This window comes from Pseudomonas fluorescens (assembly GCF_902497895.1).
Classification (GTDB): Bacteria; Pseudomonadota; Gammaproteobacteria; order Pseudomonadales; family Pseudomonadaceae; genus Aquipseudomonas; species Aquipseudomonas fluorescens_BP.
On sequence record NZ_CABVHQ010000041.1, the window covers coordinates 17,286 to 38,309 of the forward strand.

Sequence of the window (21,024 nt, forward strand, 5' to 3'; positions counted from 1 at the left end):
TGATTGAGTGCCGCGGATAATCTTCGCGGGTCGCTTGCAAAATCAGCGACCGGTTTTGACAGACCGAATAGTATCAAGGCATGCAAGTGCCGCTATGCGAACAGTCGGCACTTTTTTTGTGTCCGCCGTTCCGTATTATGGCGGCTGTGCGTGGGGCATCTTCGGGTGCGCCGGGTTCCTTGATCCTCGGTCTGTCAACCCGCGTACAGCTGCCACCCATTTGTTTGACAGCAGGTAGTGGCAGCTCCATTTGATCAAGGAGCTTCACTATGAAAAAGATTACCCCCGATCCACCAGAAACCCCAAGCGTTCCCCCTTACGATCCCTTCGATCCCAAAAAGCTCCACGAGGCAGCCGAACGAGCCCTCGATCATCACTTCAAGCCGTCACTCGACAACCTCCGCAGTTCCGACTCCCCCACGACAAATCTCTTCACCGTCGCCACCCACATCGACACCGAAAGCCTGCTGGCCAATGCCTCCGAAACGCTGGCGTCGGTCAATGCCATCGCCGGCGACCTGGCCTTTGAGCTTGAAGGTTCGCGGCGTAGCGTGGCGTTGGGGATTTATCAGATGGTCGAGTTGTGCAAGTTGTTGGTGGATCAGGCGTTGGAGCAGGTGGATCGGCGGGGGTGTTCGGGCAAGGGGTAGAGCGTGGTTTGTCAGGTAGATATTGGTGAATTGAAGACCATCGCGAGCAAGCTCGCTCCCACAGTGGATCTCCCACAGTGGATTTATGTCAGGCCAGCCTGTGTGATCGACACATAACCTGTGGGAGCGAGCTTGCTCGCGATAGCGGCCTCAAGGTCAACAATGTTCCCGGATCATTCCACCACCAACCGCCCCAACCGCTGCTTGAGCATCCGGTTCTCGGCCCGCAATTGCTGGACCTCCTCGAGCAGGTCCAGGGCCAGGGCGACCCCTTCCCATTCCAGCTCGAGATCGCGGCGCAGCTTGGCCGCACGTTTGGCCAGGGCCAGTTCGTAGTCGGTAAACAACCAATCCTTGGGCGCCTTGCCCTGAGGTTCGAGGATGCCGTGTTCGACGATTTCGATCACGTAGACGGCCGACAGGTCGGTCGCCTCACAGAATTCTTCCATGCCCAGTTGAACGATCAGGGGACTGCTCATGATCAGCTACTCCAGTGTTCTCTCGGGTTAAAAGCGGCTTTTTCCGCCAGTTCCTGCCACAACGCCTTGACCGCCTCGTCGCTGTGTTTGGGCATGACCGCTTTCAATTGCACGAACAGATAACCACGGTGCCCCGCCTTGTTCAGCAGGCCATGGCCTTTGGCCCGCATGCGCTGACCGTTCTGGCTGCCGGCCGGGACTTTCAGATGGATCTTGCCGGTCAGGGTCGGCACGCCGACTTCAGCGCCCAGCGCCAGTTCCCAAGGGGCCAGCGGCAGGGTGACGATCAGGTTTTCACCTTCGACATCGAACTTCGGATGCGGCGCGAAGCGGATGATCAGGTACAGGTCACCATTGGGCCCGCCATTCACGCCCGGGGCACCCTGGCCTTTGAGGCGGATGCGCTCGCCGTCGGCGACGCCGGCCGGGATTTTCACGTTCAGGCTTTTGCTGGTGTTGCTGACGTGCTGGCCGGCGGCGTTGTACTGCGGCACCTGGAAGCTGACCTTCTTCGACTCGGTCGACAGGGTTTCCTCTAGAAAAACCGGTAATTCCATTTCCACATCTTGTCCTCGACGAGCGGTGCTACGGCCTGATTGCCCACCACTGAAACCACCACCGCCACGCGAGCCAAAGATCGAACTGAAAAAGTCCGAGAAATCGCCCGTGTCCTGACCGCCACTGAAACCGCCACGTCCCTGCCAGCCCGGCGGGCCCTGGAACGGCTGGCCATGCTGGCCATATTTGCGCAGGTCGTCGTATTCGGCGCGTTTGTCGGCACTTTTCAGTGCCTCATAGGCTTCCGAGGCGTCCTTGAATTTCGCCTCGGCGTCCTTTTCCTTGCTGACATCGGGGTGGTATTTGCGCGCCAGCTTGCGGTACGCGGCCTTGATCGCCTTGTCGTCCGCCGTCGGCTCCACACCGAGAATCTTGTAATAGTCTTTGAAGTCCATCGAGGGCATCACCATCCGTTATCGATATCGCGCAGCCAGGCACAGCATGCTCTCTTTAACCGCATTTGGATTGACCGATCTCAATCTTGTGACCGGGCAGCGCGTCAGAAGTTTATCGACAACCGGCGCCCAACTCTTGAATGCGCGCAGGTTGCCAGGGCCGTGCCTGCAAGTTTGGGGCGAAGGATAGCCTTTCAAGACGCTTATCGCTGCGATTTAGCGGATAGTCGGCCTACGATTATTCGCCGCACTGGCATACACTGCGCGGCCGTTTTTTAACCGGAACTCGATAGACATGAAAAACGCATCTCCAGCCCGTGCCTGCGGCATCGACTTCGGCACGTCCAACTCCACTGTCGGCTGGCTGCGCCCCGGCATGGAAACGCTTATCGCGCTGGAGGACGACAAGATCACCCTGCCCTCGGTGGTCTTCTTCAACATCGAAGAACGCCGCCCGGTCTACGGCCGGCTGGCGCTGCACGAGTACCTGGAAGGTTACGAAGGCCGGCTGATGCGCTCGCTGAAAAGCCTGCTGGGTTCCAAGCTGATCAAGCACGATACCAGCGTGCTCGGCACGGCCATGCCGTTCAAGGACCTGCTCGGGCTGTTCATCGGCCAGCTGAAGAAGCGCGCCGAGGCGACCGCCGGTCGTGAGTTCGAAGAAGTGGTACTCGGCCGGCCGGTGTTTTTTGTCGACGATGATCCGCTGGCCGACCAGGAAGCAGAAAACACCCTGGTGGACGTGGCACGGGCCATTGGCTTCAAGGATGTGTCCTTCCAGTACGAACCGATTGCCGCCGCTTTCGACTATGAGTCGACCATCGAACGCGAAGAGCTGGTGCTGATCGTCGACATCGGCGGGGGTACTTCGGACTTCTCGCTGGTGCGTTTGTCGCCCGAGCGCCGCGCCATCGACCACCGCCACGACGACATCCTCGCCACCGGTGGTGTGCATGTGGGTGGTACCGACTTCGACAAGCAGTTGAGCCTGCAGGGCGTGATGCCACTGTTCGGTTACGGCAGCCGGATGAAGAGCGGCGCCTACATGCCCACCAGTCAGCACATGAGCCTGGCGACCTGGCACACCATCAACTCGGTGTACTCGCAGAAATCCCAGTTGGCGCTGGGCAGCATGCGCTACGACATCGAAGACACCGGCGGCATCGATCGCCTGTTCAAGTTGATCGAACAGCGCGCCGGACACTGGCTGGCGATGGAAGTGGAAGAAACCAAGATCCAGCTGACCCAGGCCGAAAGCCGTCATGTACCGCTCGATCGCATCGAACCGGGCCTGAGTGTGGAATTGAGCCGGGCGCTGTTCGAGTCGGCCATCGACAACCTGCTGGAACGCATCCGCAACAGCGTCACCCAACTGCTCAGCGATGCCGATGTACGCGTCGATCAGGTCGATACGGTGTTCTTCACCGGCGGCTCGAGCGGCATCCCGGCCCTGCGCCAGAGCGTCTCGGCGATGCTGCCGAACGCGCGGCATGTGGAAGGGAATATCTTTGGCAGCATCGGCAGCGGTCTGGCGATCGAGGCCATGAAGCGGTACGGCTGCTGAGTTCTCCCTGAGAGACCGAGGCGACTCCATCGCGAGCAAGCTCGCTCCCACATTGAATCTCTGCCGTTCACAGTATTTATGTGCACAGGAGATCTAAGGTGGGAGCGAGCTTGCTCGCGATGGGGCCAGCACTGACAACACAGGCACAACAGGCTTCCCGCGCTAAACCAACCCCGCCAGCTTCAACTCACTCTTCAGATACGCGTAATAAATCGGCCCCGCCACCACCCCAGGCAAGCCGAACGCGGCCTCGAACACCAGCATCGCCAGCAGCAATTCCCAGGACTTGGCACTGATCTGCCCGCCGACGATCCGCGCGTTGAGGAAGTATTCCAGCTTGTGGATAAAGATCAGATAACCCAGCGCCGCCATCGCCACCCAGATCGACAGCGACAGGCCGACGATGGTGATCAGGGTGTTCGACATCAGGTTACCGATAACCGGTAGCAGGCCGAGCAGGAAGGTCAGCACGATCAGGGTTTTGGTCAGCGGCAGCTTGATGCCGAACATCGGCAGAATCACGGCCAGGAAAATCCCGGTGAAGATGGTGTTGAGCAGGGAGATCTTGATCTGCGCGAAGACAATATTGCGAAACGCCTTGACCAGCAGGGTCAAGCGATCAAACAACGCCGCGGCCAACGGTTTGCGCTGGGTGAGATCCGGGATCCGCTGCAAGGCGATGATCGCACCGAGCACCATACCAATCAGCAGCGTCACGAACATGTGCGCCGCGTCCTTGCCCACCAGTTGCAGATCGCTCAGGTGCTTGCTCATCCAGTCGCCGATGGCTACCCGGAACTCCGCCGCACTGGCCGGCAGATAAGCGTCGATAAATGGTGGCAACTGCCCGCGGGCCTTGTCCACCACGAGCATGAACTTGTCCAGGGAAGCCCCGGGATTCTCCGCTTCATGCAGCAGGAAACTGATAGCACCGGCAAAGATCAGCGTCAGCACGCTGACCACCAGAGTACCCAGCAACGCCACCGCCAACCAACGTGCCCGGCGTCCTTCGATCAGTCGTTGCAGTTGCGGGGTAAGCATGTTGACCAGCTCGAACACCAACAACCCGGCGAGCAGGCTCGGCAACAGCCGTAGCGGCAAGACCAGCAACAACCCGCCAAAAATGATCACCCAACTGAAGTACAACAGATGACGCTGCGAAAACGTTGGCATAAAGCCTCAAAACGAACGGCGATAGAGGATCGGCAGTCTGCCAGCGTTCTGGAGCCAACACTAGGGATTGGGGGGACAACCTGTGGGAGCGAGCTTGCTCGCGATAGCATCACCGCAGTCATCAGATACACCGAGGTGCCTGTATCGCGAGCAAGTCGGATCGCCGCACCGCCGCTCCCACATGACTAGACCGCAGTACAATTCACGGATTATTTGTTCTTCAGGCATTCACTCATGAAGGCTTTGCGCGCGTCACCTTTAAGCACCTGGGTGGCGGCGGTGGCGTTGCAGGTTTTCATTTTCTCCTGTTGAGGCGTCATGGGTTTGGCGGCTTCTGCCGGTGCGGCTTTGAGGCACGTGCTCATGAAGGCTTTGCGCTCGTCACCTTTGAGGGTTTTCGCGGTGGCCTCGGCGTTGCAGGTGGTCATCTTGTTCTGTTGGGCAGTGGCGGCAAAGCCCTGGGAACAGATCAGCAGACCCACCATCAACAAAGGGATGCGCAACATCTTCATGGAGTTTCTCCTTGTTACCGCACCGAGGGGCACGGCCTCTGTCGGAGTGTAGACAAACCTCGTTACACCTTCACCTGACCTGCAAACGGGTCCGTCGATACTGCTCGGGGGTGCAGCCGGCCTGGCGCTGGAACATCGCGATAAACGCCGACCCGGTGCTGTAGCCCATGTCGAACGCAACCTCCTGGATGCTGCGCTGACTGTCCAGGGCTTCGATCGACGCCAGAAAGCGCAGACGCTGACGCCACTCGCCAAAACTCATGCCCAACTCGCGGGCAAACTGCCGGGCCAGAGTGCGCTCGCTGACATGCACCTGATCGGCCCAGTGCGCCAGCGGATGGTTATCCCCCGGCTCGGCCTGCAGGGCTTCGAGCACACTGAGCAAGGCGGGGCTGCTGGCGTAAGGCAAATAGCAGGTATGCGTGGGCGCTTTCTGCAATTGGTCGACCAGCACCTGGGCCAGGCGAACATCGGTTTCGTGCTCAGGGATCTTCACGTCGCGAGCCGCGAAGTCCTTGAGGATGGCCTTGAGTATGTCGCTGATGGCCAGCGTGCAGGCTTGCTGCGGCAAGTCGCGGCACAGCTCGGGCGCCAGACAGACCGAGCGATAATTGATCGGTTGGGCGCTGTAGAAACTATGCTCGGTATCCGGCGGTACCCACACCGCGTATTGCGGCGGCGACATAAAACGCCGTCCGGCAATTTCCATATGCATCACTCCAAAGGCCGAATACTCGAGAGTGCCCCAAGGGTGGCGGTGAGCCAATGCATGGCTATGGGCGTCGAAATCGGCATAGCGAAAATACACCGGCGTCGGCAAACCGCTGAAATCCAGAAGATCGATGGGCTTTTTGTTCATGCTGTCCGAATACAGAGGCGGGTTGTCTGGATCGAAGTATAGGCATTGATCCGGACAGGTGGATAATCCCCGTTCATTTACGCTCTGGCTTGTCCCCATGCAATACGCTTATCCACTGCTGGCCATTTTTATCTGGGCCGGCAATACCGTGATCAACAAACTGGCAGTCGGGGCGATTTTTCCGGCCGAGATCGGTCTCTACCGCTGGCTGCTGGCAGGGATTCTGTTCACGCCCTTTATGCTCAAGCCGGTGATCGCCCATTGGCCATTGATCCGGCCGAACCTGGGCAAGATTTTTATCCTCGGCGTGCTCGGTATGGCGGTCTATCAGAGTCTGGCTTACTTCGCCGCGACCCTGACCTCGGCTACCAACATGGGGATCATCCTGTCGCTGATGCCCTTGATGTCGCTGGCCATGGCGATTGTCAGCCTGGGTCAACGCCTGACTGCCGGTGCGCTGGCCGGTGCGGTACTGTCGTTCGCCGGGGTGCTGGTGGTGGTGTCCTCCGGCAGCCTCGGCGCGCTGCTGGAACACGGCGTGAACCTGGGCGACGGGATGATGCTGATCGCCACCCTGGCTTATGCGATCTACAGCACGCTGCTGAAAAAATGGCAGCTGCGTTTGCCACCGCTGGTGCTGCTCTACTTGCAGGTACTGGTAGCGGTGGTGGTGCTGTTTCCGCTGTTCCTCACCTCACCGAAAGTCGGCCTGACCCTGCAGAATATTCCTCTGGTGCTCTATGCCTGCCTGCTGGCCTCAATGATCGCACCACTGGCCTGGATGCAAGCGGTGCTACGCCTGGGGCCAAGCCGCACGACGTTGTTCTTCAACTTGTTGCCGCTGATCACCGCATTGATTGCCGCCGTGGTGCTGCAGGAGCAATTGGCGCTGTATCACCTGGTCGGTGGCGCCTTGACCTTGGGTGGGGTGATTGTGTCGGAGCGCTGGAGGACGGTGCTAGGGCGCAGGGTTAGGATTGCTTGAGTTGTGGCGAGGGGGCTTGCCCCCGCTCGGGTGCGCAGCAGCCGCAAAACCTATGAATACGGTGTACCTGACAAAATGTGATCGCAGGTTTAGGGCCGCTGCGCGACCCAACGGGGGCAAGCCCCCTCGCCACAGCAAGCCCCCTCGCCACAATGGACTGCGAAACGCAATTACAGTCCCGCCACTTTCAACCGCTGTGCATGCTCGACAAACAACCGAATCGGCTCAGCGCCCTTGCCTACCAGCCCCAAAGACTGGTTGACGATGTCGAAGTGGTCCAGCGGATACTCATCGCCGATCACCGTGCCCAGATGGGAACTGTAACGCCCGACCATCCCGTCGCAATGCCCGGCTTCGCGGACGAAGGTTCTGGCAAACAACCGGCAACTGCGGTTGGTGCCATCGAACAGGTTGCGCCCGCGATCGGTCTTGCCCGGTTGCAAGGTCCCGGACCAGGAGTAATAACGCACCCCATTGACCACCTCGGCTCCCTGCCCCCCCCAAGTGTCGGGCAAGCCCTGTGGGTACTTCTGGTTAAACAGGGCGACGCCCTCGCTCGTCAGCGCTTGGTGTGCAGCATGGATATCCACTGGCAATTTCGGCCCGCGATAGCCGGTATCCAGCAGACTCATCAAGGCCGCGATCAGTCGAATCAGCACTTTCAGCACCCGCCCGAGCGGGCTGTCGCCCGGGTAATGAGTGTGCAAATAGTCCGCCAGCTCCGATCCATGATTAGGCCCCGCCACCGAGGTCACCGAGGCCACCCAATCCGGGCGCTTGGCCGCGGCATAACGCGCGGTGAGCGCCCCTTGGCTGTGGCCGAGCAAATTGACTTTGCTGGCGCCGGTCTCGCGCAAAATCTCTTCGATGCGTAGCAACAACTGCTCACCACGCACCTCACAGGAGTTGAGCGGCGAGACCTGCACCGCGATCACCACAGCCCCGCCACGGCGCAAGGCCGGAATAATCCCGTACCAGTAGGGGTACAGCACCAGACGGATAAACCCCAACATCCCCGGGACCAGCACCAATGGATAACGGGTGGCGGACTCTTGCGACATGGGCGTACGTCCCTGAACTGAGCTGATCAGGCCATCCTAGACGCAATGGCTGGGGAATGTGCCAGCATCGGCCGGCGGCATGACAAGCCCATGACGTTATTTCAACCCGACCACCCCCGCCACGATCAGCCCGACTGACACCAGCTTGATCGCCGTCAGACTCTCACCCAGCAACGCAAAACCGAGAAACACCGTGCCCAATGAACCGATGGCGGTCCAGATCGGGTAGGCGATGCTCACCGGCAGTTCGCGCATGGCCAGGGTCAGAAACCAGATACCGCCCACCGCCGCCACCACCGTGAGCAGCGACGGCCAGAGTCGGGTGAAACCTTCGGCGTACTTCATGCCCATGGCGAAGGTGACTTCGAAACCCGCGGCGATCAGCAAAAACACCCAGGCCATGATGCCTCCTCAAAACATCCTGGCCAGCGCCAGCAAACGCTGTTCAGCCTCGGCAGACGAGACCAGGAAGGTGCGTTCTGCCGACTCTTCGCCCTCGGCCGCGACCACCGTGATGTCATCAATGCCGATAAAGCCCAGTGCGGTGCGCAGCAGCGGATCGGCATGATTCAGCGCCTCGTTTTCACCACCGGGGCCGAAGCCGTGTCCGCCGCGACTGGTAATGATCAGGGCCTTTTTGCCCCGTACCAGCGGCTCATACTGCGCGACGCCATTGTCCAGGGAGTGGTTGAATGTCAGGCCCAGGCGCACGATCTGATCGATCCAGGCCTTGAGACCGCTCGGAACGCTGAAGTTGTGCATCGGCGTCGAGATCACCAACAGATCATGCCCCAGCAACTCCGCCACCAGTTCATCGCTGAACGCCAGATCGGCCTGCATCGACAGTGGCCGGGCGTCGGGTTCGGGGTAGAACGCAGCAGCGATGAATTCCTCGTTAACCGGCGGGATCAACGCCCGCCCGACCTCGCGACGGGTCAGCTGCGATTCAGGGTGAATGGCCTGCCAGGCCGAAAGAAACACCTCCGCCAAGCGCCGGGAGTGAGAGCGTTCGCCCCGGGGGCTGGCGTGTATGGCAAGAATTCTGTTCATCTGAATCTCCGTGAAAGGGCTAATATCAAAAGACCAAACTGCTTCAAAGCTTGTGGCTTGCAGCTTGAAGCTCGCAGCTGCTCCCCTTCAACTGATCAGAAGTCATTCAGGATGAGTTCATTTCATCCATGGAGCCCTCAGATGTTTGCCTCGCTACCGCTGACCGCCCTGCGCGCCTTCGAATCCGCTTCGCGCCTCTTGAGTTTCAAGGCTGCCGCCCAAGAGCTGTCGGTCACCCCGACCGCGGTGTCTCATCAGATCCGCTCGCTGGAAAGCTGGCTCGGCGTGTCATTGTTCGAACGCCTGCCCCGCCAGGTGCGCCTGACCGAAAGTGGCGAACGGCTGTTCCACAGCCTGCATGGCGCATTGCTGGAGGTCGCGCAAAGCGTCGACACCCTGCGCCCGCAACGCAGCAGCGCCAACCTGATGATTTCCACCACGGCGGCCTTTGCGACGCTGTGGCTGGTGCCCCGACTTGGGCGCTTCTATGCCCGCCATCCGAACATCAACCTGCGCCTGGACACCCACTGCGAGGTGATCGATTTGCATCAGGACGCAAGCGTCGATCTGGTGATTCGCTACAGCCTCGACGACTACCCAAATCTCTACGGGCTGTGCCTGTTCGACGAGTGTTTTGCGGTCTATGGCTCACCCGAACAAATCGCTCTGGCCGCCACCCGGCAACCGACGCTGATCAGCGTGCGCTGGCACAACTCCAAACTCTACGCTTATGGCTGGGAAGCCTGGTGCGCACAGGCTGGGGAGAACTGGCTCGAAGGCCAGCCGATGATCCGCGAATACGACGAAGAGCATTACGCCCTGCAAGCGGCGATTGCCGGCCAGGGCCTGGTACTGGCGAGCAACATTCTGGTCTCGGAAAGCGTCGCCAGCGGTTTACTGCAACCCTATCGCCCCGATATCCACGTTAACGGCGCCGGCTACAGCGCGCTTTGCGTGCCCGGGCGCGAGCGACATCCGCCGGTGCGGGCATTCTTCCAGTGGTTGCGCGAAGAGGCGTTGCTCTCGGGTCATGCCCTGCCCGTCAAGTAACGCTATACAGCGTCTATCGTTAAATCGCATAAAAAATACGCTTCTATTGTCACGTACACCTTAGCAGGCCTCGCCGAGTTCCCTGAAGGCGCAATGACAAACAAGCGCTCTCATATATAAGCGCCCTCACTACCGAACCCCTGCAACTTCAACCAACAACAAACAAGCAACACTTACTGACAACCAACTTATTACGCGCCAGAAAGAACTATTCAGTTACAAAGCACTATTGTACATCCCGAGCAGTTGGCTTATCTTCAACTTCGCAACCACACAACTTGCACAGACCCTAACCAGTAAAGGACTACTATCATGCACATGGAACAACGTCTCGAATTCATTGAATTACTGCCAAAACCAACACCCGCACCATACAGGACGCCTCGAGTCGCCTCTCTCATCCCACCGATCGACCCATCCAAAGAGAGTGGTACTGTTGGTCCGGAAATGATGAATGTATATCTCCCGGGTGTAGCCGTACAAAATCGCGAGGATGTTGACAACTGCAAACTGCTTATGCAGAACGCCGCCTCTCAAAAATACGACCCAACCAAACAGCTGCATGAATGGTACAAATTCTATACCGAGGGCCTTTCCAAACTCGGGTGGGTCACTCAGGCCCATCAGGTAAAGGACATAACCATTAAAAAGACCGGCTTGACGATGGACGCGGTGGCCTTTGAAATACTACAGGGTCTTGTCGGCGCTAATGCACCTCGATTACTGGAACTTGCCGGCAAGGCCGTGAGTGGCATTAAAGACGACCAAGGGCTGATCGATATTTATAATCGCAATACCAAAGTCGGCCACGAGGCAAAATTTGATATTTCTCCGGTCTGGCAAACCAGCGATGGTTCGCCAATGATGATATTTAACTGCACATCCGTGGATGTCAGCGAAAGTAGCCGAGGCATACTCTGGTGGAAGTCGACCAGTCAATCGACCACTGTAAAATCGGCGGCAACGGCAGCTTATCTCAACGTAAAAGTCTACGATCAGATACGTGCATCCGTCCTTAAAAAGCTTGGGCGAGCTGCCGAGGATTTCCTGGAAGGGATTCCGGGTTTCCAATAATTTATTTAATAAACCTGATGGGTACCAGGCCCGTAAATACATTGCTCCCGGTGCCCATCATGGCAAGCAGATCTCGCCAATTTTATCCGGATTACTTATGACACCTCTCTCACCAGACATTTACATCGTCAACGGAAACATTACGCTATTTCTCGGTTCACACCCCGAAAGTTTCAAAAAAGACGTTCTGCACTCCGCCCTGCTTGGACAGTTGGTCGCCGAAAGTGATAATACCAGCGTCGACACCTGGTTCGCCGCCTACAAAAAAATCCTCAGCACATTGTTCTGGTCTCTCAATAGCTTTGAAAACAAAAACATCAAAGCTGAATCTTTCAGCGTTTTAAGCCTTGCACAAATCAGCTTATCCAAAGTATTGCATAGAGAGCAGTTGCAACAGTTGACCAATGCATTATCCATCATAAAGCAGCTGCCCGACGACTCACCCGCCATTGCAGCGATACTGAATAAACTCCAAAAGAAAAGCATTCCAACTTCTGGACTCGGAGACAATCCAGGAGATGAAAAAACCACCGTCACTATCAGTACGCTTTTGACAATCGTTTGCGAAAACAAAACAATCATTTCATTTCAAGCATCGTTCGAATCCTCCCATACCGTTGACATCACGATTCTTGACCAGGCACTCCCTGAAAATAATATCCTTGGCGCCGTTGAAATCACTCTGTGGTCTACCTGCCTGATAGAAGCTAAATACGCATCGGTAAGAAACCAGGTCATTGAAAAGCTTGGCAGCAAATCGAAAACCCACCTGCTTCCAATATAAGAGCCTCGGCCAACGGATTAAGGCAAAGGCTGGAGACGACCGCCCATAGCGCTATTGACCTCACATTCCATTAGCGCCCAAGGAAGATGAAGGCACGGCCTTCAGCCTTTGACTGTCTTGGGCGCCTTGCCTGCCTTCATCTGCTCCAGCAACGGCGCGCACTGATTCGGTTCCCCGCCACTCGGCGCCACCAACGCCAATAACCCGGCCGCAGGCCCGGCGATCGCGCCCAGCGCCACCATCCCCGCTCCGCGCAACATCAATGGCACGCCTTTCACACCGGCATCCGGTTTGATGAAAGGCCCACGCACATACAACGGCGAACGCAGGGAGAACAGCCGCAGGCCCTTGGATTCGGGAGTAATGGTCAGGTCCAACTGCTCGGTGGCCATGTTCACCGTGCCATCGATGTAGACAATTGCGTTCTCGGTATCGAATACAAACAAGCGAGTGGTGGCCAGACCGGTCTTGATATCAAAATCGGCCGCCGCGCAGTTGATCTTCACTTCCTTGTCGCCAAATATCCTGTTGACCACGTAATTACCGACATTGAGCCCGACCAGTTCCATCAGCTCCCGGCTGATGGCGCCATCGTTGATGAGCATTTTCAGCTCACCGCTGGCACTGCCCAGCAACGCCGCCACCGAGTTGCCGCTACCGGCGATATCGGCATCACCGTTGAGCTCGCCGAAACTGGTCTTCATCGGCTCGAAGGTCGGGAACAGTTGCTTGAGCTTGAAGTTGCGCGCCGTCAGCTTCGCCCGGCCTTCCAGAGGTGTCGTGCGGCCATTGAGACGAATCTGCGCATCCAGCTTGCCGCCAGCCACGCCAAAACGCAGGGGCTCAAGGCTGAGCTGGCCATCGTTGAGAATCAAGTGAGTGTAGAGATCGGTGAACGGCAATCTGGCGCTGTGGACGATACGTTCGCCGGTGAACTCAACGTCCGCATCCATAGCGCGCCAGCGCTCGGTACGAAACTCCTCGACCGGCAGCACCTTGCCCGCCGGCTGTTTGTTTTCGCCGCCACGGGCTTTTTGCTTGGCATTCGAATCGGCGCCGATCAGCGGCGCGAGGTCGGCGAACAGCAGTTGATTTGAGACCAGCGCACCGCTGAGTCTGGGCCGAGGCTTGCTGGCGACATAGGCCAGATCTCCGTGAATATCACTGCTGCCTATTTTGCCGTTGAATTGCTCATAACGAAACGAAGCACCTTCGGGTTCCTGCAGTTTGGCGAGCAGATGGCCGTCGGTGGCATAGGCCGGCGAATCCGGCAGCGTCACGCCGGTCAGGGGGTAGAGGTTACCCAGGCTGGAGCCGGCCAGTTTCAGGCGCAAATCCAGCGCACCGAGATTGAGCGGATCGGTCAGGGTCCCGGCCAGTTCGACGCTGGTATCACCGATCCTGACCTGGGCCTGCAGCGGGAATGGCCTGGCGGCGTCCTGCAACGCCAGCAGGCCGCCGACTTTGCCGGTGCCGGCGAGGTTCTGCTGGCGATACTGGCCTTTGACCTGCCAGGCAAACGCGTAATCCTGTGGCGCAGAACCCTTTTCGCTGGCATTTTTCGCCGCTTTGTCACCGACGATGTCGCTGAACGGTATGGGCTTGCCCAATGGATCAATCAGCAACTCGAGTTGGGTTTTCAGGCTTTGATCATTGAGGGTGACCCAACCTTTATCGAAACCGATGGCTCCAATGTCCACTACCCAGCTGGAAGGCTCGGCATTCGGGTCTTTCGGGTCGAACTGGAACATCCAGTTGGCACGCCCATCAGCCAGGCGTTCAAGGGTGGCATTGGGCTCGGTGAGATCAATACGCGGGATCACCAGCCGTTGTGCCAGCAATGCCAGGGGCGAAATACGTAACTCGACGCGCTTGAGGCTGACCATCTGCTGGCTCTTCGACCAGTCCGGATTGCCCAGGCTCAGGTCTTGCGCCACCACATGCGGCCACGGAACCCAGGCCCGCCAACCACCCTCGTCGGGCTCGCGCTGCCAGATCACCGCCAGGTCGCCGTTGATGGCAAAAGGTCGGTGCAGTTCTTCAGAGACTTTGGCGTTGAGTGGCGGCTTGATCCGGTTCCAATCGAAGAACGCGATGACCAGAACCAGTACGGCGAACAGAACAACCAGGCTGGCGACTGTCCAGGCAAGAATTTTACGAGTGCGCGTCATTGCACGGGACTCCTGAATACGGCTGAGCGTCAGAACCGACGCACGTGTGAAGCGCCAGGCCTGGAAGCGACCCGCTATGAAAACTACGACTGGCAAATGGCCCGCAGGTTTAATAGGAAAGGCAATTTAAATGCAACCATCGGCAATTTCCCGAATGCCCGGCTGGCTGTGTTACCGCCCCTCGCACTATCGCGAGAGTGAAAACGGGTCGAATATTCCCACTTAAAATGCTCGATTACTCGCCTGAAACAACCGGTCTAGAGCCTCCGCGCCGGACAATCAATTCCGTTGATTATTACCATTGCCCTTATGAACTTCTCTATCGACTTAGCGCGAGTAACATTGGCTCCGTACCCACTTTATCCCCCGTCCACGGAGCACACCGATCATGAAACGCCAATTACTGCTTAGCCTGACACTCTCGATACTTGCGGCCAATGCCTTCGCCTTGCCTGCTGCCGAGCAAGCCACTCCTCAAGTAAAAGAAAGTCACTCGGTGTTCAGCCCAAGCGTCGCTGAAGGGGGAGCAGACCGTTTGCTTGAACGTAACAAAGTCGCTGCCGATGGTGCTGACCGTACTCCACAAGGTCAAACCGTTGCTGAAGATGGCTACGAGAGCACTCCTCAAGGTCAGACTGTTGCCGAAGATGGCTATGAGAGCACTCCTCAAGGTCAAACCGTAGCTGAAGATGGCTACGAAAGCACTCCTCAAGGTCAAACCGTTGCCGAAGATGGCTACGAAAGCACTCCTCAAGGTCAAACCGTTGCCGAAGATGGCTACGAAAGCACTCCTCAAGGTCAAACCGTTGCCGAAGGCGGTGCTGATCGCCTGGCCGAACGTCATCAGACCGTGAGCTAAGCCCATGCCGGCCCTGAGAAAAAGCCCGATCCCTGGATCGGGCTTTGTTTTTGTGTAGATAGCCCCGCCTTTGCTCCACCCGCCTCTTATCTCCTCTACTCAAGTTCGACGCCGGCAAAGTTGATTTGCTAGAGTGTGCCGCTGTCCTTGTCCAGAAATCAGCCACCCGATGCTGCCCCGCGCCGAACAGAAACAACAGACCCGCAACGCCTTGATGGACGCTGCCCGCCACTTGATGGAAAGCGGCCGAGGATTCGGCAGCCTGAGCCTGCGCGAAGTGGCGAAAACCGCCGGGATAGTTCCCACGGGTTTTTATCGGCACTTTGCCGACATGGACCAGCTTGGATTGGTGCTGGTGAGTGAAGTCGGTCAGACCTTCCGTGCCACCATCCGCCTGGTGCGACACAACGAATTTGTCATGGGTGGGATCATCGATGCCTCGGTGCGAATCTTTCTCGACGTGGTGGCAGCCAATCGTTCGCAGTTTCTATTTCTCGCCCGCGAACAATATGGCGGCTCACAGCCGGTGCGTCAGGCGATCGGCGCCCTGCGGGAAGCCATCAGCTCGGACCTTGCGGCGGACCTGGCCTTGATGCCGAAACTGCAACACCTGGAGGTCGACGGCCTGACAGTCATGGCCGACTTGATCGTCAAAAGCGTGTTCGCCACTTTGCCGGACATCATCGACCCTCCGGCCGAGGCGCTGCCCGAACACCTCACGCCCCAGGCGAAAATCACCCAGCAACTGCGTTTTATCTTTATCGGGCTCAAGCACTGGCAAGGGCTGGGCAGCACCGAGTAAGCGACGCACCTCAACGCTTGGCAATGATGTACACCGCATGCACGATTCCCGGGATGTAGCCGCATAAGGTCAGCAGGATATTCAGCCAGAACGCGCCGCCGAAACCCACCTGCAGAAACACCCCCAGCGGCGGCAACAGGATGGCGATGATGATGCGGATAAAGTCCATGGGTCAGCTCCTGATAAAAATCGGCTCGCGTGAGCCACACAGCTAATCGACCCGCAACCAGCAGCAGGGTTCATTTGTCGGCATTTCGTCGATATTGGCTTTGCTGACGGTCAGTGCGGAAGTAAAGCGCAGGCAATCGGCTTGTGGCGCATTCAACAGCAAGCCTTCGTAAAGCGCGGCCTTGACCACCGCGTCGGCCGAATCATTAGCCACTTGAGCGAACCGCGGGTGCCGTTGAAAGTCGATCTGGTGTGTCGCGATGTGCAGTGGCAACAAGCCACGCTGGAGTTACTGCGCAATCTGCTGGAAGACATGATGAATGGGCCCGACAGGCGACGGGCGAGCCTTGTGGCGAGGGAGCTTGCTCCCGCTGGGGCGCGTAGCGGCCCCTAAAGCCAGCAACTGCATTTTGTCAGGCATACCGAGGGGTCGGTTTTTACGAGCGCTGCGCACGCGAGCGGGAGCAAGCTCCCTCGCCACAAAAAAGAAAACCCCGCCGAGGCGGGGCTTTGCAGACTGTTTCCCTGACATCCATTTCACTCCGCCATCCTGGCAGAATCCTACGTGTCCGTGTTGTTGCTTTGCGCTTCCTGCGCGACGTCCATGTGAAGTAGATTAGCTCTGGATCCAATCCTGGGCTATGGGAGAACAGCAGCGCGTCACGTAAGAGAATGCTTACATGATGTTACCTGGATCAAAACTGCTCCGCGTCCAACAGGAATAGTGATTCACTGCCGGCCTTGACCGAGGCGCTCAACGAGTGAATCCGCGGCAACAAGCGGGCAAAGTAGAAACGCGCAGTGCCCAGTTTGCTGGCGTAGAAGTCGTCCTGTGCCTCTTTGCCGAAGGCCGCTTCAGCCATCAACGCCCACATGTAGGCATAAGCCACGTAGCCGAATGCCTGCAGGTACTCGACCGATGCCGCACCGATTTCGTTGGGATTGTTTTTCGCGCGGTCCAGCAACCAGGAGGTCAGCTCGTCGAGGGTATCGACGGCCTCATTCAGCGGCTTGGTGAACTCGGCCAGATCAGCACTGGCGGTCGCAGTGAAATGGCGAATCTCGTCGGCGAACAGCGAGTAGTAGGCCCCGCCGTTCCCAACGATCTTGCGACCCACCAGGTCCAGCGCCTGAATGCCGTTGGTGCCTTCGTAGATCTGGGTAATCCGCACGTCACGGACCAATTGCTCTTGGCCCCACTCGCGGATATAGCCATGGCCACCGAATACCTGCTGGCCGTGAATGGTGGTTTCCAGGCCCAGATCGGTGAGGAACGCCTTGGCCACCGGCGTCAGCAAGGCCACCAGGTCTTCGCCGCGTTTGCGGGTGACGGGATCTTCACTGAACTTGGCGGCGTCCAGTTGTATGGCCACGTAGGTGGAAAACGCCCGGCCGCCTTCGTTCGAGGCTTTCATGGTCAGCAACATGCGGCGCACGTCCGGGTGGACGATGATCGGATCGGCAACTTTGTCCTTGGCTTGCGGGCCGGTTGGCGAACGGCTTTGCAGGCGGTCGCGGGCGTATTCGACGGCGTTCTGATAAGACCGCTCACCAGACGCCAGGCCTTGAATACCGACGCCCAGACGCTCGTAGTTCATCATGGTGAACATGGCCGCCAGGCCTTTGTTCGGTTCACCGACGAGGTAACCCACGGCTTCGTCGAAGTTCATCACACAGGTGGAGGATGCCTGGATCCCCATCTTGTGTTCGATCGAACCACAGTTCACCGGGTTGCGCGCGCCCAGGCTGCCATCGGCATTGACCATGAACTTCGGCACCAGGAACAGCGAGATGCCTTTAGGTCCCGCCGGTGCGTCCGGCAGTTTGGCCAGTACCAGGTGGATGATGTTTTCGGTCAGGTCGTGCTCACCGCCGGTAATGAAAATCTTGGTCCCGCTGACCTTGTAGGAACCGTCGGCCTGCGGCTCGGCCTTGGTGCGAATGATCCCCAGATCGGTCCCGGCATGGGGTTCGGTCAGGCACATGGAGCCGGCCCAGATACCGGCATACATATTGGGCAGATAAGCCGCCTTCAGTTCTTCACTGGCATGCGCGTTGATCGACAGGCACGCCCCGGCGGTCAGCATCGGATACAGACCGAACGACAGGCTGGAGGAGTTGACCATCTCTTCGACCTGAGCCGAAACGGCCTTGGGCATACCCATGCCGCCGTACGCCGGATCACCGCCAACACCCACCCAGCCGCCTTCAGCGTAAGTCTGGTAAGCCTGGGGAAAACCTTGCGGCGTAGTGACGGCGCCATCCTGCCATTGGCAGCCTTCTTCGTCGGCGCTCCGGCTCAGTGGTGCAATGCTTTTGCTGGTGACTTTGCCGGCTTCCTCGAGAATCGCCTCGACGGTTTCAGCATCGACTGTGTCAGCCAGGGCAGGCAGTTCGGCCCAGAGTTTGGCGACCTCGAAAACTTCATTGAGGACGAAGCGCATATCGCGCAGGGGCGCTTTGTAGTCAGCCATGGCAAACCTCGCAAGAACTTAACAAGTGATTCGTAGGATCGATTTAATGCTAGACCCTGAGTGTACCCGAACAACTTTTAAGACACATAGGGTCAGCTAGTGACTTAAATGTAATTTTTAGTCACCGAGATTTGCCATCAGTTTCCGCTGATCAGGCGGACCAGAAAGTCTCGGCGCGTGGAGATCGCCAAGATCGCAGCCTGCGGCAGCTCCTACCCGGACCGCGTTCACCCTCATTTCCGGGTGAACCCAATACCGTAGGAGCTGCCGCAGGCTGCGATCTTTTGACTTTGCTTTTAAGATCAAGATCAAAAGATCGCAGCCTTCGGCAGCTCCTACAGTGCGAACAACTCTGCAGGCAGTCGCATCAGGCAATCGCTCCCCGCCTCCATCGCCGCCCGATGAGCGGTCGTGCGTGGTAACAGGCGCTTGAAGTAGAACTCGCAGGTCGCCAGTTTGCCCTGGCAGTAATCTCCGTCGCCGCTGCCTGCCTCCAGTTGCGCCTGAGCGACCAGCGCCATGCGCAACCACAGGTAGGCGAGGATGATGTAACCGCTGTACATCAGGTAATCCAGGGCCGCGGCGCCAACTTCATCAGGGTTCTTCATCGCCGCCATGCCGACTTGGGTGGTCAGCTCGCCCCACTGCTGGTTCAGTTCGTTGAGTTGCGCGACATAGCCTTTGAGCTGTGGATGCTCGGCATTCGCCACGCAAAACCTGTGGACCATTCTGGTAAAGCCGCGCAGCAGCTTGCCCTGACTGCCAAGGACTTTACGCCCGAGCAGGTCCAGCGCCTGAATGCCATTGGTGCCTTCGTAGATCGGCGCAATCCGACAATCCCTGACCAACTGCTCCATGCCCCACTCGCGGATGAAGCCATGGCCACCGAACACTTGCATGCCGTGATTGGTCACTTCCAGACCGGTTTCGGTCATGAAGGCTTTGCAGATCGGTGTCAGGAAGGCCAGCAGGTCCTCGGCATCCTGACGCTGGGTTTCGTCAGCCCCCAAATGCGCGACATCAAGCAATTGCGCAGTGAAGTAGGTCAGCGCCCGATTGCCTTCGTTGAAGGCTTTCATGGTCAGCAACATACGGCGCACGTCGGGGTGGACGATGATCGGGTCCGCCACTTTCCCGGGTGCTTTCGGACCGGTCAAGGAGCGCATTTGCAAACGCTCGCGGGCGTATTTGATTGCGCCCTGGAAGCTTGCTTCGCCCAGACACAAGCCCTGCATCCCGGTGCCGAGCCGCGCATGGTTCATCATGGTGAACATGCAGTTCAGGCCCTTGTTGGCCTCGCCGATCAGAAAGCCCTTGGCCTCATCGAAGTTCAGCACGCAGGTGGCCGATGCCTTGATGCCCATCTTGTGTTCGATGGAACCGCAGCTCACGCCATTACGCGCGCCCGCCTCGCCGCCGGCGTCAGGCAGGAATTTGGGCACGATAAACAGCGAAATCCCCTTGGTTCCGGCCGGCGCTTGCGGCAGTTTGGCCAGTACCAGATGAATGATGTTGTCACTCATGTCGTGCTCGCCGGCCGAGATGAAGATCTTGCTGCCGCAGATCGCGTAACTGCCGTCGGCCTGGGGCACGGCACGGGTCTTGATAATGCCCAGATCGGTGCCGCAATGGGCTTCGGTCAGGCACATGGTGCCGGTCCACTGGCCGGCGGTCAGCTTGCTCAGGTATGTGTGCTTTTGTTCTTCAGTACCATGGGCGTGGATCGCCGACATGGCGCCGTGGGTCAGACCGGGGTACATGCCCCAGGACGTGTTGCTGGAGCCGACCATCTCGCTGATCACCAATCCCAGCGAGTGCGGCAAACCTTGTCCGCCATAGGTCGGATCCGCTGCGAGGCCGTGCCAGCCACCTTCGACGTACTGGGCGAAAGCCTGTTTGAAACCCTTGGGTGTAGTGACCACGCCATTGTCAAAATGGCAGCCTTCTTCATCGCCGGAACGGTTCAGCGGCGCCAGCACGTTTTCGCAAAATTTCGAGCCTTCTTCGAGAATCGCATTGACCATGTCCGGGCTGGCGTCGGTGGCCCCCAGCGCGGCGTAGTGGGTGTGAAAGTCGAAGACATGGTCGATCAGAAAGCGCATATCGCGCAGGGGAGCTTTGTACTCGGGCATGGTGATTTTCTCCGGTAGCAGATAACCCAAGCTACTGCGCCGACCTGCCCCGAACAATCACAGTCCAGACGCTGAATGCGCCATCATCACTCAACCCGCAGCGGTCTCCATGCGTACCGCGCCGCGGCGGTTTTGACCGAAGGCCATGACACAGTTTCCGAACGCAATGAGGCGTCGTACACGAACCGTAGCAGCTGCCGAAGGCTGCGTTCGGCTGCACAGCA

20 protein-coding genes and 2 pseudogenes are annotated in these 21,024 nt (G+C 58.3%); 9 read left to right on the forward strand and 13 right to left on the reverse strand.

The features are described from left to right. Nucleotides 1-269 precede the first annotated feature (269 nt). Nucleotides 270-650, forward strand: a complete 381-nt coding sequence (locus tag F8N21_RS19695; RefSeq protein WP_150643700.1) for a DUF6124 family protein — start codon at nt 270-272, stop codon at nt 648-650. A 173-nt stretch (nt 651-823) separates the two neighbouring features. Here F8N21_RS19695 and F8N21_RS19700 read toward each other — a convergent pair whose 3' ends face one another. After that, nucleotides 824-1,129, reverse strand: a complete 306-nt coding sequence (locus tag F8N21_RS19700) for a chaperone modulator CbpM (RefSeq protein WP_150643701.1) — start codon at nt 1,127-1,129, stop codon at nt 824-826. Nucleotides 1,130-1,131: 2 nt separating this feature from the next. Further along, nucleotides 1,132-2,082: a curved DNA-binding protein gene (gene cbpA, locus F8N21_RS19705; protein WP_150643702.1), complete on the reverse strand. Its 951-nt coding sequence runs from the start codon at nt 2,080-2,082 to the stop codon at nt 1,132-1,134. A gap of 295 nt (nt 2,083-2,377) precedes the next feature. Between cbpA and F8N21_RS19710 the strand changes: the two genes are divergently transcribed. Then, nucleotides 2,378-3,646 carry an Hsp70 family protein gene (locus F8N21_RS19710; RefSeq protein WP_150643703.1) on the forward strand — a complete coding sequence of 423 codons (1,269 nt, stop codon included), beginning with the start codon at nt 2,378-2,380 and terminating at the stop codon, nt 3,644-3,646. A gap of 162 nt (nt 3,647-3,808) precedes the next feature. Here F8N21_RS19710 and F8N21_RS19715 read toward each other — a convergent pair whose 3' ends face one another. From F8N21_RS19715 to F8N21_RS19725, 3 genes are all read right to left on the reverse strand, one after another. Next, on the reverse strand, nt 3,809-4,819 hold the full coding sequence (locus F8N21_RS19715) for an AI-2E family transporter (protein WP_150643704.1): 1,011 nt from the start codon (nt 4,817-4,819) through the stop codon (nt 3,809-3,811). A gap of 209 nt (nt 4,820-5,028) precedes the next feature. Further along, complete coding sequence (locus F8N21_RS19720) at nt 5,029-5,331, reverse strand: PsiF family protein (RefSeq protein ID WP_150643705.1); 303 nt, start codon at nt 5,329-5,331, stop codon at nt 5,029-5,031. 70 nt (nt 5,332-5,401) lie between these two features. Next, nucleotides 5,402-6,190 carry an AraC family transcriptional regulator gene (locus F8N21_RS19725; RefSeq protein WP_150643706.1) on the reverse strand — a complete coding sequence of 263 codons (789 nt, stop codon included), beginning with the start codon at nt 6,188-6,190 and terminating at the stop codon, nt 5,402-5,404. 97 nt (nt 6,191-6,287) lie between these two features. Between F8N21_RS19725 and F8N21_RS19730 the strand changes: the two genes are divergently transcribed. Next, nucleotides 6,288-7,175: a DMT family transporter gene (locus F8N21_RS19730; RefSeq protein WP_150643707.1), complete on the forward strand. Its 888-nt coding sequence runs from the start codon at nt 6,288-6,290 to the stop codon at nt 7,173-7,175. A 170-nt stretch (nt 7,176-7,345) separates the two neighbouring features. On the opposite strand, the gene F8N21_RS19740 is transcribed toward F8N21_RS19730, so the two are convergent. The 3 genes from F8N21_RS19740 to F8N21_RS19750 form a co-directional block, all read right to left on the reverse strand. Continuing rightward, nucleotides 7,346-8,236 (reverse strand): esterase/lipase family protein, encoded by an 891-nt coding sequence (locus F8N21_RS19740; protein WP_150643708.1) that lies wholly within the window; start codon nt 8,234-8,236, stop codon nt 7,346-7,348. 96 nt (nt 8,237-8,332) lie between these two features. Further along, nucleotides 8,333-8,638, reverse strand: coding sequence for a DMT family transporter (locus tag F8N21_RS19745; RefSeq protein ID WP_150643709.1), 306 nt, complete (start codon nt 8,636-8,638; stop codon nt 8,333-8,335). Between the two features lie 9 nt (nt 8,639-8,647). Continuing rightward, on the reverse strand, nt 8,648-9,286 hold the full coding sequence (locus F8N21_RS19750; protein ID WP_150643710.1) for an FMN-dependent NADH-azoreductase: 639 nt from the start codon (nt 9,284-9,286) through the stop codon (nt 8,648-8,650). 141 nt (nt 9,287-9,427) lie between these two features. Between F8N21_RS19750 and F8N21_RS19755 the strand changes: the two genes are divergently transcribed. From F8N21_RS19755 to F8N21_RS19765, 3 genes are all read left to right on the forward strand, one after another. Then, nucleotides 9,428-10,336, forward strand: a complete 909-nt coding sequence (locus tag F8N21_RS19755) for a LysR substrate-binding domain-containing protein (RefSeq protein WP_150643711.1) — start codon at nt 9,428-9,430, stop codon at nt 10,334-10,336. Between the two features lie 312 nt (nt 10,337-10,648). Then, complete coding sequence (locus tag F8N21_RS19760) at nt 10,649-11,410, forward strand: hypothetical protein (RefSeq protein ID WP_150643712.1); 762 nt, start codon at nt 10,649-10,651, stop codon at nt 11,408-11,410. Continuing rightward, complete coding sequence (locus tag F8N21_RS19765) at nt 11,340-12,194, forward strand: hypothetical protein (protein ID WP_150643713.1); 855 nt, start codon at nt 11,340-11,342, stop codon at nt 12,192-12,194. Before F8N21_RS19760 ends, F8N21_RS19765 begins: the two co-directional genes overlap by 71 nt. Before the next feature lie 101 nt (nt 12,195-12,295). On the opposite strand, the gene F8N21_RS19770 is transcribed toward F8N21_RS19765, so the two are convergent. Further along, nucleotides 12,296-14,365 carry an AsmA family protein gene (locus F8N21_RS19770; RefSeq protein ID WP_150643714.1) on the reverse strand — a complete coding sequence of 690 codons (2,070 nt, stop codon included), beginning with the start codon at nt 14,363-14,365 and terminating at the stop codon, nt 12,296-12,298. A 388-nt stretch (nt 14,366-14,753) separates the two neighbouring features. On the opposite strand from F8N21_RS19770, the gene F8N21_RS19775 reads away from it, so the two are divergent. Further along, a complete protein-coding gene (locus F8N21_RS19775) occupies nt 14,754-15,224 on the forward strand; it encodes a hypothetical protein (protein ID WP_150643715.1) in 471 nt (156 codons plus the stop codon). Nucleotides 15,225-15,393: 169 nt separating this feature from the next. Continuing rightward, nucleotides 15,394-16,026, forward strand: coding sequence for a TetR family transcriptional regulator (locus F8N21_RS19780; protein ID WP_150643716.1), 633 nt, complete (start codon nt 15,394-15,396; stop codon nt 16,024-16,026). 10 nt (nt 16,027-16,036) lie between these two features. On the opposite strand, the gene F8N21_RS19785 is transcribed toward F8N21_RS19780, so the two are convergent. Next, the gene (locus F8N21_RS19785) at nt 16,037-16,195 is read right to left on the reverse strand and encodes a YqaE/Pmp3 family membrane protein (RefSeq protein WP_003228885.1); all 159 of its coding nucleotides are present in this window, start codon (nt 16,193-16,195) and stop codon (nt 16,037-16,039) included. Between the two features lie 42 nt (nt 16,196-16,237). After that, nucleotides 16,238-16,408, reverse strand: a pseudogene (locus F8N21_RS30505) (hypothetical protein); the annotation flags it as partial. Between F8N21_RS30505 and F8N21_RS31025 the strand changes: the two are divergent. Further along, nucleotides 16,409-16,588: pseudogene (locus F8N21_RS31025) on the forward strand (hypothetical protein); the annotation flags it as partial. 301 nt (nt 16,589-16,889) lie between these two features. Here F8N21_RS31025 and F8N21_RS19800 read toward each other — a convergent pair. After that, on the reverse strand, nt 16,890-18,668 hold the full coding sequence (locus F8N21_RS19800; RefSeq protein ID WP_150643717.1) for an acyl-CoA dehydrogenase C-terminal domain-containing protein: 1,779 nt from the start codon (nt 18,666-18,668) through the stop codon (nt 16,890-16,892). Nucleotides 18,669-19,003: 335 nt separating this feature from the next. Further along, nucleotides 19,004-20,800 carry an acyl-CoA dehydrogenase C-terminal domain-containing protein gene (locus tag F8N21_RS19805; protein ID WP_150643718.1) on the reverse strand — a complete coding sequence of 599 codons (1,797 nt, stop codon included), beginning with the start codon at nt 20,798-20,800 and terminating at the stop codon, nt 19,004-19,006. Nucleotides 20,801-21,024 lie beyond the last annotated feature (224 nt).